The 13,252-nt window shown below is 68.4% G+C and carries 11 protein-coding genes; 9 read left to right on the top strand and 2 right to left on the bottom strand.

The window, feature by feature from the left end; all coding sequences use genetic code 11:
* Nucleotides 1-25: 25 nt before the first annotated feature.
* The gene (locus tag AC07PU_RS40870) at nt 26-964 is read right to left on the bottom strand and encodes an SMP-30/gluconolactonase/LRE family protein (RefSeq protein WP_495323505.1); all 939 of its coding nucleotides are present in this window, start codon (nt 962-964) and stop codon (nt 26-28) included.
* 151 nt (nt 965-1,115) lie between these two features.
* On the opposite strand from AC07PU_RS40870, the gene AC07PU_RS40865 reads away from it, so the two are divergent.
* Nucleotides 1,116-1,892 (top strand): SDR family NAD(P)-dependent oxidoreductase, encoded by a 777-nt coding sequence (locus AC07PU_RS40865; protein WP_296781355.1) that lies wholly within the window; start codon nt 1,116-1,118, stop codon nt 1,890-1,892.
* 18 nt (nt 1,893-1,910) lie between these two features.
* Here the strand turns inward: AC07PU_RS40865 and AC07PU_RS40860 are convergent, their stop codons facing one another.
* A complete protein-coding gene (locus tag AC07PU_RS40860) occupies nt 1,911-2,870 on the bottom strand; it encodes a LysR family transcriptional regulator (protein ID WP_093353629.1) in 960 nt (319 codons plus the stop codon).
* A gap of 146 nt (nt 2,871-3,016) precedes the next feature.
* Here AC07PU_RS40860 and AC07PU_RS40855 point away from each other — a divergent pair, with 146 nt between their 5' ends.
* From AC07PU_RS40855 to yjfF, 8 genes are all read left to right on the top strand, one after another.
* Nucleotides 3,017-4,483 (top strand): aldehyde dehydrogenase family protein, encoded by a 1,467-nt coding sequence (locus tag AC07PU_RS40855; protein ID WP_495323504.1) that lies wholly within the window; start codon nt 3,017-3,019, stop codon nt 4,481-4,483.
* A gap of 60 nt (nt 4,484-4,543) precedes the next feature.
* The gene (locus AC07PU_RS40850) at nt 4,544-5,509 is read left to right on the top strand and encodes an ABC transporter substrate-binding protein (protein WP_057594593.1); all 966 of its coding nucleotides are present in this window, start codon (nt 4,544-4,546) and stop codon (nt 5,507-5,509) included.
* Nucleotides 5,510-5,517: 8 nt separating this feature from the next.
* Nucleotides 5,518-6,588: a multiple monosaccharide ABC transporter substrate-binding protein gene (gene chvE / locus AC07PU_RS40845; protein ID WP_490878612.1), complete on the top strand. Its 1,071-nt coding sequence runs from the start codon at nt 5,518-5,520 to the stop codon at nt 6,586-6,588.
* A gap of 38 nt (nt 6,589-6,626) precedes the next feature.
* The gene (mmsA, locus tag AC07PU_RS40840; protein WP_495323526.1) at nt 6,627-8,153 is read left to right on the top strand and encodes a multiple monosaccharide ABC transporter ATP-binding protein; all 1,527 of its coding nucleotides are present in this window, start codon (nt 6,627-6,629) and stop codon (nt 8,151-8,153) included.
* Complete coding sequence (mmsB, locus tag AC07PU_RS40835; protein ID WP_495323503.1) at nt 8,140-9,348, top strand: multiple monosaccharide ABC transporter permease; 1,209 nt, start codon at nt 8,140-8,142, stop codon at nt 9,346-9,348. Before mmsA ends, mmsB begins: the two co-directional genes overlap by 14 nt.
* Nucleotides 9,349-9,352: 4 nt before the next feature.
* Nucleotides 9,353-10,882: a sugar ABC transporter ATP-binding protein gene (locus tag AC07PU_RS40830; protein ID WP_495323502.1), complete on the top strand. Its 1,530-nt coding sequence runs from the start codon at nt 9,353-9,355 to the stop codon at nt 10,880-10,882.
* A 328-nt stretch (nt 10,883-11,210) separates the two neighbouring features.
* Nucleotides 11,211-12,224: an ABC transporter permease gene (locus AC07PU_RS40825; RefSeq protein ID WP_495323501.1), complete on the top strand. Its 1,014-nt coding sequence runs from the start codon at nt 11,211-11,213 to the stop codon at nt 12,222-12,224.
* Nucleotides 12,221-13,246 (top strand): galactofuranose ABC transporter, permease protein YjfF, encoded by a 1,026-nt coding sequence (gene yjfF / locus AC07PU_RS40820; RefSeq protein ID WP_495323500.1) that lies wholly within the window; start codon nt 12,221-12,223, stop codon nt 13,244-13,246. The genes AC07PU_RS40825 and yjfF overlap by 4 nt, the downstream gene beginning before the upstream one ends.
* Nucleotides 13,247-13,252: the final 6 nt, after the last annotated feature.

Genomic DNA, 13,252 nt, shown 5'->3' with positions numbered 1-13,252 from the left:
TGCCCGTGGGGCCAGCAGGGTCGGGTCAGCCTGCGAACAGGCTCGCCGGTACACCCGGGCCGTCGACGCGCACGGCGAACAGGCCGCCGGCCAGCGGTTCCGACGCGAGCTGCGCTTCGGTGCGGCCGTTGCGCGCGGTCGAGATGTAGAGCGTGCGCAGGTCGGGCCCGCCGAAGGCGCAGTCGGTGACGTTGCCCGCGGGCAGCGCGATGCGCGCGAGTTCCCGCGCGCTCACCGGGTCGTGGCAGCTCACGCAGGCGCCGTCCCAGTGCGCGATCCACAGCCGGCCGGCCGCGTCGGTGGTCATGCCGTCGGGCAGGCCGTCGGTCGCAGGGAAACGGTGCCAGAGGCGGCGGTTCGCCACCGTGCCGGCCTCCATGTCGAAGTCGTAGGCGTAGAGATGGTTGAGCACCGTATTGTTGAAGTACAGGGTGCGGCCGTCGGCCGACCAGGTCGGGCCGTTCGTGACCTCGAAGCCGTCGTCGTGCCGGCTGCAGCGGCCGTCGCCGTCGTAGCGGTAGAGCGCGCCGGTGGGTGCCTGGCAGTCGAAGTCCATGCTGCCACCCCAGAAGCGGCCGCGCGCGTCGCACTTGCCGTCGTTGAAGCGGTTGCCCGCGCGCTCGGGCTCGGGCTGGTGCAGGTAGGCGGGCGCGGCGGTCTCGGCCTCGGGCGCCGTCGCGGGATCGAAGAAGGCGAAGCCGCGGCGCAGCGTGATCACCAGGCCCGGGGCGGCGGCGCGCTCGGCGATGGCGGTGATCTCCTCGGCGAAGCGCCAGGTCCGGCGCTCGCCGCTCGCGGGGTCGAAGCGGAACAGCCGCGGCGTGAGGATGTCGATCCAGTAGAGCGCCTGCTCGCGCGGCGACCACAGCGTGCCTTCGCCGAGGTTGGCGCCGGCATCCCAGATGCATTCGGGCGTGCCGAGGATCGTCGGCGCGGGGAGGGGGCTTGTCTCTGCGGCGGTCATGGCGCGTGCCTTCTTTCTTGTGTGCCGGATGGCGGGGTCTTCTTGACGCCGCGGATCGTATCAAGGCATATTGATAACTGAAATCAAAAATAACTGTATGCACTGATATGCAATTTGCAATGCATCAAGACCACCCCGTCCGGAGACCTCCTTGACCGCTTCCTCCTCCCTCGCCATCCACCCCAGCCTCTCGGGCCGCACCGTGTTCGTCACGGGCGGCGGCAGCGGCATCGGCGCGGCCATCGTGTCCGCCTTCGCCGCGCAGGGCGCCAGGGTGGCTTTCGTCGACATCGCCGAAGCCGCCAGCGCCGAGCTCGCGCAGCGCATCGCGCAGGCCGGCCACGCGGCGCCCTGGTGGCGCGCCTGCGACGTGCGCGACATCGGCGCGCTGCAGGCCGCCATCGCCGATGCGGCGGCTGAACTCGGCGACTTCGCCGTGCTGGTCAACAACGTCGCGAGCGACGACCGCCACACGCTCGAGTCGGTCACGCCCGACTACTACGACAACCGCATGGCGATCAACGAGCGCCCCGCGCTGTTCGCGATCCAGTCGGTGGTGCCGGGCATGAAGCGCCTGGGCGCGGGCTCGATCGTCAACCTCGGCTCCACCGGCTGGCAGACCAAGGGCTCGGGCTATCCCTGCTATGCGATCGCCAAGTCCTCGGTCAACGGCCTCACGCGCGGGCTCGCGGTGGAGCTGGGCCGCGACCGCATCCGCATCAACACCGTCTCGCCCGGCTGGGTGATGACCGAGCGCCAGGTCGCGCTGTGGCTCGATGCCGAGGGCGAGCAGGCCCTGAAGCGCAACCAGTGCCTGCCCGACAAGCTGATGCCCGAGGACATCGCGCGCATGGTGCTGTTCCTCGCTTCGGACGATGCGCGGATGTGCACGGCGCAGGAGTTTACGGTGGACGCCGGCTGGACCTGAAGCCCGGCCGGCGGCCCGTCAGTCGATCTCGAGCTTGCGCCCGTAGACGCTCAGGCTCGCCGTCTTCAGCGCCTTCATCATCACCTTGGCCGCCGGCGACAGCAGCCGGTCGGTGCGCGTGATGATGCCGAAGGCGTCCATGTGGCAGGGCATGTCCAGCGGCAGCAGCGACACGATGCCGTGCGCGGCGTAGTAGCGCGCCACGTCGGTCGCCAGCACCGCCACCATGTCGCTCTGCTGCAGCATGCGCGTGATGAACAGCAGCGCCGAGCTTTCGATGGTGTTGATCGGCGGCTGCAGCCCCTCCTCCTGGAACATCAGCTCGAAGCGGTGCCGCAGCACGCTGCCGGCCGGCGGCACGATCCAGCCCTCGCCGACCACGTCGCGCAGCGTGAGGCCGCTCACGCCCAGCAGCGGATGGCCGGGTCGCACCAGCGCGCACACCGGCTCCTCGGTCAGCGCCTCGTAGCGCAGCTGCGACTTGTCGTGCTCGGCGAACAGCCGCGCCACCAGGATGTCGAGCTTGCCCTGCTCGAGCCGCTCGATCAGCACCGGGCTGGTCTCGATCTCGAGCGAGATCCGCAGGTGGGGCTGCTCGCGCTTGACCATCGCCACCGCGGGCGGCAGCAGCGTGAGGCCCGGCGCGGTGATCGCGCCCACGCTCACCTGGCCGAAGCGGCCGGCCTTGAGCGCGGTGAGCTCGTCGTGCGCCTGGTTCAGGCTCGCGAGCGCCACCCGCGCGTGGCGGATCATGGTCTCGCCGTACCAGGTCGGCCGCATGCCGCGCGGCAGCCGCTCGAACAGCGGCACCTCGAGCACGTCCTCCAGGTCCTTGAGCAGCTTGGAGGCCGCCGGCTGCGTCATGTTGAGCACCTGCGCGGCGCGGTGGATGTTGCCTTCCTCGGCCAGCGCCACCAGCAGCAGCAACTGGCGCGTCTTGAGCCGCGCGCGGATAAACCAATGGGTGTAGTTCGTCATGAAGGGTGAGAACCTCGGTTCGCCCGGGTTTTCCAGAATGTCTCGATCGATATTCATTTTGTCGAAAAAATGATTGGATCGATATCCGTTTCATTCCTAGACTGCCGCCCAACCCCTACAACAACAGAGACAAGGTCGGCGCCACGGTGTTCCACGGCGAGATCCATCAGAACGTGCGGCAGTACATCAACGGCCGCTGGGAAACCAGCGCGACCACCGGTGTGAGCACCAATCCCTCGGACACCAGCGAAGTGGTGGCCGAGTACGCACGGGCCGACCGCCGCCAGACCGACGCGGCGATCCGCGCCGCCTCCGACGCCTTCCCCCACTGGAGCCACAGCACGCCGCAGCGCCGCGCCGACGTGCTCGACCGCATCGGCGCCGAGCTGTTGGCGCGCAAGGACGAGCTGGGCCTGCTGCTGGCGCGCGAGGAGGGCAAGGTGCTGCCCGAGGCCGTGGCCGAGGTGGCGCGCGCGGGGCAGGTGTTCAAGTTCTTCGCGGGCGAGGCCTTCCGTGGCGGCGCGGGCGCCGGCGGTGGCGAGAGCCTGGCCTCGGCGCGCGCGGACGTGCAGGTCGACGTCACGCGCGAGCCGCTCGGCGTGGTCGGCCTGATCGCGCCCTGGAACGCGCCCTTCGCGGTGCCGGCCTGGAAGATCGCGCCCGCGCTCGCGCACGGCAACAGCGTGGTGTTCAAGCCGGCCGAGCGGGTGCCGGCCTGCGGCTGGGCGCTGGCCGAGATCATCAGCCGCGCGGCGCTGCCCGCGGGCGTGTTCAACCTCGTGATGGGCAGCGGCCGCGAGGTCGGCCAGGCGCTGGTCGACAGCCCGCACGTCGACGCGCTGAGCTTCACCGGCTCGGCCGCCGTCGGCGAGCGCGTGCTGCGCGGCGCCACCGCGCGCCGGGCCCGGGTGCAGCTCGAGATGGGCGGCAAGAACGCGCTGGTGGTGCTGGCCGATGCCGACCTCGAGCGCGCGGTCGACTGCGCGGTGCAGGGCGCCTACTTCTCGGCCGGCCAGCGCTGCACGGCCTCGAGCCGGCTGATCGTCGAGGCCGCGGTGCACGACGCCTTCGTGGCGCGGCTGCGCGAGCGGCTCAAGGCGCTGCGCGTGGGCCATGCGCTCGAGCGCGGCGTGGAGATCGGCCCGGTGGCCGACGCCGAACGGCTCGCGGGGCATCTCGCCTGGGTCGAGATCGCGCGCGCCGAGGGGGCCGAGCATGTGTGGGGCGGCGAAGCGCTGGAGCGCGCCACCACCGGCCACTACATGAGCCCGGCGCTGTTCCTGGCCGAGCCCGGCCACCGCATCGCGCGCGAGGAGATCTTCGGCCCGCTCGCCTGCGTGCTGCGCGCCACCGACTACGAGCATGCGCTCGCGCTGTGCAACGACACGCCCTTCGGCCTGTGCGCCGGCATCTGCACCAACTCGCTGAAGCACGCGATGCATTTCAGGCGCCATGCCGAGGTCGGCATGACCATGGTCAACCTGCCGACCGCCGGCGTGGACTTCCACGTGCCCTTCGGCGGCCGCAAGGGCTCGGGCTATGGCCCGCGCGAGCAGGGACGCCATGCCGCCGAGTTCTACACGCAGGTCAAGACCGGCTACATGCTGGCCTGACGCGCACCCAGGTCCCCCGGTTTCCGACCAGCAGCCCCCATCCACAACAGGAGACGACCCATGACCATGAACCGCCGCACCCTCAACGCCGCGCTCGCCGCCGCCGCCCTCGGCGGTCTGCTGCCGGCTTCCGTCCTCGCGCAGAAGAAGCTCGTGCTGGGCTTCGCGCAGGTCGGCGCCGAAAGCGAATGGCGCACCGCCAACACCGAGTCGATCAAGGCCTCGGCCAAGGAGGCCGGCATCGAGCTCAAGTTCTCCGACGCGCAGCAGAAGCAGGAGAACCAGATCAAGGCGATCCGCTCGTACATCGCGCAGAAGGTCGACGTGATCGCCTTCTCGCCCGTGGTCGAGTCGGGCTGGGACACGGTGCTGCGCGAGGCCAAGGCCGCCAAGATCCCGGTGGTGCTGACCGACCGCTCCGTCAACAGCAAGGACGACACGCTCTACGTGACCTTCATGGGCTCGGACTTCGTCGAGGAGGGCCGCAAGGCCGGCCGCTGGCTGGTCGAGAAGATGAAGGACCAGAAGGGCGAGGTCAACATCGTCGAGCTGCAGGGCACGGTGGGCTCGGCGCCCGCCATCGACCGCAAGAAGGGCTTCGAGGAAATCATCAAGGCCGACCCGAAGTTCAAGATCGTGCGCTCGCAGACCGGCGACTTCACGCGCGCCAAGGGCAAGGAGGTGATGGAAGCCTTCCTCAAGGCCGAGGGCAAGAAGATCAATGTGCTCTACGCGCACAACGACGACATGGCGATCGGCGCCATCCAGGCCATCGAGGAGGCCGGCCTCAAGCCCGCGAAGGACATCGTGATCATCTCCATCGACGGCGTGAAGGGCGCCTTCGAGGCCATGATCGCCGGCAAGCTCAACGTCTCGGTCGAGTGCAGCCCGCTGCTGGGCCCGCAGCTGATGCAGGCGGTGAAGGACATCAAGGCCGGCAAGACGCTGCCCAAGCGCATCGTGACCGAGGAGGGCATCTTCCCGATGGAAGTGGCCGCCAAGGAATTCCCGAACCGCAAGTACTGAGGACGACCATGAAGCGCAACTTCCTCAAGGCTGCCGTGGCGGGCCTCGCGCTCGCCGCCGCCGGCATCGCGCCGCTGGCCCGGGCGCAGGACAAGGGCCTGATCGCGATCTCGATGCCCACCAAGTCCTCGGCGCGCTGGATCGCCGATGGCGCCAACATGGTCAAGTACTTCAAGGAGAAGGGCTACAAGACCGACCTGCAGTACGCCGACGACGACATCCCGAACCAGCTCGCCCAAGTGGAGAACATGGTGACCAAGGGATCGAAGGTGCTGGTGATCGCGGCCATCGACGGCACCACGCTGTCCGACGTGCTGCAAAAGGCGGCTGACAAGGGCGTGAAGGTGATCGCCTACGACCGGCTCATCAAGGGCTCGAAGAACGTCGACTACTACGCCACCTTCGACAACTTCCAGGTCGGCGTGCTGCAGGCGCAGTCGATCGAGAAGGCACTCGACCTCAAGGCCGGCAAGGGGCCGTTCAACATCGAGCTGTTCGGCGGCTCGCCCGACGACAACAACGCCTTCTTCTTCTACAACGGCGCGATGTCGGTGCTCGAGCCCTACATCAAGAGCGGCAAGCTGGTGGTGCGCAGCAAGCAGATGGGCATGGACAAGGTCGGCACCCTGCGCTGGGACGGCGCGGTGGCGCAGGCGCGCATGGACAACCTGCTGTCGGCCTTCTACACCAAGGAGCGCGTCGACGCGGTGCTCTCGCCCTACGACGGGCTGTCGATCGGCATCCTGTCCTCGCTCAAGGGCGTGGGCTACGGCTCGGGCTCGCAGGCCATGCCGGTGGTGTCGGGCCAGGACGCCGAGATTCCCTCGGTGAAATCGATCCTGCGCAAGGAGCAGAGCTCGACCGTGTTCAAGGACACGCGTGAGCTCGCCAAGGTCACGGTGGCGATGGTCGACGCCATGCTCTCGGGCAAGACGCCCGAGGTCAACGACACCAAGACCTACAACAACGGCGTCAAGGTCGTGCCCTCGTACCTGCTCAAGCCGGTCAGCGTCGACGGCAGCAACTGGAAGCAGGTGCTGGTCGACAGCGGCTACTACAAGGAAAGCCAGGTCAAGTGAACGAGCGCGACGCGCACGGCGGCGGCACGATCCTCGAGATGCGCGGGATCACCAAGACCTTCCCGGGCGTGAAGGCGCTGAGCAACGTCAACCTCGCGGTGCGCGCGGGCGAGATCCACGCGGTGGTGGGCGAGAACGGCGCCGGCAAGTCTACGCTGATGAAGGTGCTCAGCGGCGTCTACCCCTGCGACTCGTACGACGGCGAGATCCTGTTCGAGGGCGAGCCGCGCCGCTTCCGGGGCATCGCCGACAGCGAGAAGCTCGGCATCATCATCATCCACCAGGAGCTCGCGCTGGTGCCGCTGCTGTCGATCGCCGAGAACATCTTCCTCGGCAACGAGATCGCGCGCGGCGGCGTGATCGACTGGTTCGCGGCCTATGCGAGGACGCGCGAGCTGCTCGCCAAGGTCGGCCTGAAGGAAGCGCCGACCACGCTGGTGACCGACCTCGGCGTGGGCAAGCAGCAGCTGGTGGAGATCGCCAAGGCGCTCGCGAAGGAGGTGCGCCTGCTGATCCTCGACGAGCCCACCGCGAGCCTCAACGAGACCGACAGCGACGCGCTGCTGCGCCTGCTGCTCGAACTCAAGCGCCAGGGCATCGCCTCGATCCTGATCTCGCACAAGCTCAACGAGATCGCCAAGGTGGCCGATGCGATCACCGTGCTGCGCGACGGCGCCACGGTCGAGACCATGGACTGCCGCGCCCAGCCGATCAGCGAGGACCGCATCGTGCGCGGCATGGTGGGGCGCGACATGGCGCACCGCTATCCGCCGCGCGAGCCGAAGATCGGCGAGACGGTGTTCGAGCTGCGCGACTGGCGCGTGCACCACGCGCAGCATGCCGACCGCGAGCAGATCCACGGCGTGAGCCTGCGCGTGCGCCAGGGCGAGATCGTCGGCATCGCGGGCCTGATGGGCGCGGGCCGCACCGAGCTCGCGATGAGCGTGTTCGGCCGCTCCTACGGCCAGCGCATCAGCGGCGAGGTGCTGATGCACGGCAAGACGGTGGACGTGAGCACGGTGCGCAAGGCCATCGACCACGGCATCGCCTACGTGACCGAGGACCGCAAGGGCCTGGGCCTGGTGCTCGAGGAGGAGATCCGCAAGAACGTGAGCCTCGCGAACCTCGACGCGGTGGCCGACGGCCTGGTGATCGACCCGGGCCGCGAGTTCCAGGTGGCGAACGAATACCGCAAGGCGCTCAACATCCGCTGCGCGGGCATCGAGCAGCCCGTGGTCAACCTCTCGGGCGGCAACCAGCAGAAGGTGGTGCTGAGCAAGTGGCTGTTCACGAAGCCCGAGCTGCTGATCCTCGACGAGCCCACGCGCGGCATCGACGTGGGCGCCAAGTACGAGATCTACACCATCATCGACCGGCTCGCACGCGAGGGCAAAGGCATTCTCATGATCTCTTCCGAACTGCCGGAGCTGCTCGGCATGTGCGACCGCATCCACGTGATGAACGAGGGGCGCTTCGTCGCCGAATTCGCGGCCGCCGAGGCCACGCAGGAACGCATCATGCACGCCATCGTGAGCGCGGGGAGCACGGTCCATGTCGCAGCCTGAAGCGCAGGCGGTGACCGCCGCCGTGGCCGCCGAGCCCAGGGGCCTGCACGCGGGCTTCCTCAAGAACAACCTGCGCGAATACGGCATGCTGATCTCGCTGGTCGCGATCATGGTGCTGTTCCAGGTGCTGACAGACGGCACCCTGCTGCGGCCGCTGAACCTCACGAACCTGCTGCTGCAGAACAGCTACGTGGTGATCATGGCGCTGGGCATGCTGCTGGTGATCGTGGCCGGCCACATCGACCTGTCGGTGGGTTCGGTCTGCGGCTTCATCGGCGCGCTGGCGGCGGTGCTGATGGTGGAGTACGAATGGCATTTCGTGCCGACCGCGATCGTGAGCATCCTCGCGGGCGCGCTCATCGGCGCGGCGCAGGGCTGGTTCGTGGCCTTCCGCAAGATCCCCTCGTTCATCGTCACGCTCGCGGGCATGCTGGTGTTCAAGGGGCTCACGCTGGCGCTGCTCGCGGGCCAGTCGGTGGGGCCGTTTCCCGAGGCCTTCCAGCGCCTGAGCTCGGGCTTCATCCCCGACCCGATCGGCGGCGCGGCGCTGCGCACCACCTCGCTGGTCGTCGGCGCGCTGGCCGCGGTGGCGCTGGTGTTCTTCAAGCTGCGCGGCCGCGCGAAGCTCGCGGCGCATGGCATGGCGCAGGAGCCCTATGCCTTCTTCCTGGCGAAGAACCTGTTCTTCGCGGCCATCATCCTGTTCTTCAGCTACCTGCTGGCCACCTACAAGGGCCTGCCCAATGTGCTGGTCGTGATGGCGGTGCTGATCGTGGCCTACGACTTCGTCACCAACCGCACCACGATCGGCCGGCGCATCTATGCGCTGGGCGGCAACGAGAAGGCGGCGCGGCTGTCGGGCGTGAAGACGCAGCGCCTGGCCTTCCTGACCTTCGTGAACATGGGCGCGCTGGCGGCGCTCGCGGGACTGGTGTTCGCGGCCCGGCTCAACACCGCCACGCCCAAGGCCGGCCTGGGCTTCGAGCTCGACGTGATCGCGGCCTGCTTCATCGGCGGCGCCTCGGCCTCGGGCGGCGTGGGCAAGGTGATGGGCGCGGTGATCGGCGCCTTCATCATGGGCGTGATGAACAACGGCATGTCGATCCTCGGCATCGGCATCGACTACCAGCAGGTGATCAAGGGGCTGGTGCTGCTGGCGGCGGTGTTCATCGATGTCTACAACAAGAACAAGTAGCGCCATGACCGAATCAGCGACCTCCGCGCCCCTGCCCGTGCTCGCGCTGCGCGGCATCCGCAAGCAGTTCGGCGGCATCGCCGTGCTCGACGACGTGCAGCTGAAGCTGTACCCGGGCGAGGTGCATGCGCTGATGGGGCAGAACGGCGCGGGCAAGTCGACCCTGATCAAGGTGCTGACGGGCGTGCTGCCCTCGAGCGGCGGCGAGATGTTCCTCGACGGGCAGGCGATCCATCCGGCGTCGCCGCTCGATGCGCAGAAACTCGGGATCAGCACGGTCTACCAGGAAGTGAACCTGTGCCCGAACCTGTCGGTGGCCGAGAACGTGTTCGCGGGTCGCTATCCGCGCTGCGGCGCGCTGCAGGGCTTTCGCATCGACTGGCGCGCGGTGAACCGCCGCGCGGAAGAACTGCTCGCGCGCATCGGGCTCGAGATCGACGTGACGCGCTTGCTGTCGAGCTATTCGGTGGCGGTGCAGCAGATGGTGGCGATCGCGCGCGCGCTCGGCGTGTCGTCGAAGGTGCTGATCCTCGACGAGCCGACCTCGAGCTTGGACGACGACGAGGTCGAGAAGCTGTTCGAGGTGCTGCGGCGGCTGCGCGCGGAGGGCATGGCGATCGTCTTCGTGACGCACTTCCTCAACCAGATGTATGCGGTGTCCGATCGCATCACGGTGCTGCGCAACGGCCACTGGGTGGGCGAATGGAGGGCGGCGGACCTGGGACCGCAGGCGCTGATCGCGGCGATGCTCGGGCGCGAGCTGGCGGCGCAGTCGGCGCGGCCCGCGGCATTGCCGGCCTTCGACGAGGCCGCTCCTGCGCTGCTGCAGATCGAGGGACTGGCACAAGCCGGCCAGCTGCAACCGACCGACCTGCGCGTGCGTGCCGGTGAGGTGGTCGGCATCGCGGGCCTGCTGGGCGCGGGCCGCACGGAACTGGCGCGGCTGCTGTTCGGGCTCGAGACGCCCGACCGCGGGGTGTTGAAGATCGAGGGCCGCACGCTGAGCTTCTCGAACCCGGCCGATGCGATCCGCGAGGGCCTGGCACTGTGTCCCGAGGAACGCAAGACCGACGGCATCGTGGCCGAGCTGTCGGTGCGCGAGAACATCGCGCTCGCGCTGCAGGCACGGCTGGGCACGCGCAAGTTTCTCTCGCATGCCGAGCAGACGGCGATGGCCGAGCGCTTCGTGGCCTCGCTGGGCATCAAGACGGCGAGTGTCGAAACGCCCATCGGCCTGCTCTCGGGCGGCAACCAGCAGAAGGCCATGATCGCGCGCTGGCTCGCGACCGAGCCACGCATCCTCATCCTCGACGAGCCCACGCGCGGCATCGACGTGGCGGCCAAGCAGGAGATCATGGAAGAGATCCTGCGGCTCGCGCGAGCGGGGATGGCGGTGATCTTCATTTCTTCCGAGATGAGCGAGGTGGTGCGGGTCGCGCATCGCATCGTGGTCCTGCGTGACCGGAAGAAGGTGGGGGAGTTGCCGGGCGGGGCTACCGAGGACGAGGTGTACGACATGATTGCTGCGGCATGAAGCGCTTGTCTTGTGTTGTTCGTTCGGGGCGGGCACGCGCCGACGGGGTACTCCCCTCCGCGAATGTCCCCCGGCCTTCGGCCTCCTCCTTTATTTCGCTGCGGGGAGTACCCCATCGACGCGCGCCTGGACACGGCCGTGGAACCGGCCGCACCACCGCTGCGCTCCTCGTGCACAGGGCAGTGGGTGCTTCCCGCAGCGAAATAAAGGAGGAGCCGAAGGCGGGGGACATTCGCGGAGGGAAGTACCCGCTGTCCTGTGCACGCGCCCCCGCCCTCAAGCAGAGAACCCCCCGATGACAACGACAAAAAGCCGAGTGCACAAGGCAATGCACCACCGCCTCACCTGGCCCCTGGTGACCCTGTTCCTCCTGCTGGCCGTCAACACGGCCTTCAACCCCAGCTTCCTCCACCTCGAATGGCGAGAGGGCCACCTCTACGGCAGCCTCATCGACATCCTCAACCGCGCCGCTCCCCTGGTGCTGGTGTCGCTGGGCATGACCCTGGTCATCGCCACCCGCGGCATCGATATCTCGGTCGGCGCCGTCGTGGCCATCGCGGCGGCGCTCGCGGCCTGGATGATCGGCGGCTCGGTGGCCAGCGACGTGAGCCGCTTTCCCATGAGCCTGGCCATCGTGGCCGCCATCGGCATCGCGCTGCTGTGCGGCCTGTGGAACGGCCTGCTGGTCGCCAAGGTCGGCATGCAGCCGATCATCGCCACGCTGATCCTCATGGTGGCCGGGCGCGGCATCGCGCAGCTCATCGCCGACGGCCAGATCATCACCATCTACTACAAGCCCTTCTTCTTCCTCGGCAGCGGCTATCTGCTGGGTCTGCCGTTCTCGCTGTTCATCGTGGCCACCGTGTTCGTGCTGCTGTATCTCGCCATCACGCGCACCGCGCTGGGCCTGTTCATCCAGGCCGTGGGCATCAACCCGACGGCCGCGCGCGTGGCGGGCGTACAGGCGCGGCGGCTGATCGTCGGGGCCTATGCCTTCTGCGGTGCCTGCGCGGGCGTGGCGGGCCTTTTGATCAGCTCCAACGTCAAGAGCGCGGACGGCAACAACGCCGGCCAGCTGATCGAGCTCGACGCGATCCTCGCCGTGACTCTTGGCGGCACCGCGCTGACCGGCGGGCGCTTCAGCCTCGTGGGCAGCGTGATCGGCGCGCTGATCATCCAGACCTTGACCTATGCGATCTATTCGCTCGGCGTGCCGCCCGAGATCAACCTCGTGGTGAAGGCCGGCGTGGTGTTCGCGGTGATGCTGCTGCAGTCGCCCGAGTTCAGGTCGGAGATCCGGGCGCTGGTGCAGCGGCCGGCGCATGACGGAGCCAAGGCATGAGCGCCGTGATCGAGGCCAGACCCTCGCCCCAGCCCTCTCCCGCGCGCGGCAAAGGGGGCAAGCGGCTCAATCCCAAGTACCTGCCGCTGGCCGCGACCATCTCGCTGTTCGTGCTCGTCGCCACGCTGGGCTCGGTGTTCTACGACGGCTTCTTCTCGGCCCAGGTCTTCCTCAACCTGCTGATCGACAACGCCTTCCTGATCGTCGTCGCCGTCGGCATGACCTTCGTGATCCTCTCGGGCGGCATCGATCTTTCGGTGGGCTCGGTGATCGCGCTCACCACCATGGTGTCGGCCGCGCTGGTCGAGAAGCACGGCTGGAGCCCGGCGGTGGTGATCCCGCTCGTGCTCGCCATGGGCACCGCCTTCGGCGCCTTCATGGGCCTGCTGATCGAGCGCTACCGGCTGCAGCCCTTCATCGTCACGCTGGCCGGCATGTTCCTCGCGCGCGGCCTGTGCTACCTGATCAGCATCGACTCGATCAGCATCACGAACGAGTTCTACACCGAGGTCTCGCAGATCCGCATTCCCATCTGGGGCGAGGCCTCGATCTCGCTGAGCGCGGCGATCGCCGTCGGCGTGCTCCTGGCCGCGGTCTTCGTCGCCCACTGCACGCCCTTCGGCCGCGCCGTCTATGCCATCGGCGGCAGCGAGCATTCGGCCATGCTGATGGGCCTGCCGGTGCGCCGCACGCTGATCGGCGTCTACACCCTCTCGGGCTTCTGCTCGGCGCTGGCCGGCGTCATCTTCACCTTCTACATGCTCTCGGGCTACGGCCTGCATGCCGTGGGCCTCGAGCTCGACGCCATCGCTGCGGTGGTCATCGGCGGCACCCTGCTCACCGGCGGCGTGGGCTATGTCGCCGGCACGCTGTTCGGCGTGCTGATGCTCGGGATCATCCAGACCCTGATCTCCTTCGACGGCACGCTGAGCTCGTGGTGGACGCGCATCGTCGTCGGTGCGCTGCTGTTCGTGTTCTGCCTGCTGCAACGCTTCTTCACCTCGCGCGCACCGCGCCGCTGATCGACC

It is taken from the genome of Variovorax sp. GW821-FHT10D07 (assembly GCF_059415325.1).
This window is presented reverse-complemented; position numbering and strand designations above follow the sequence as displayed.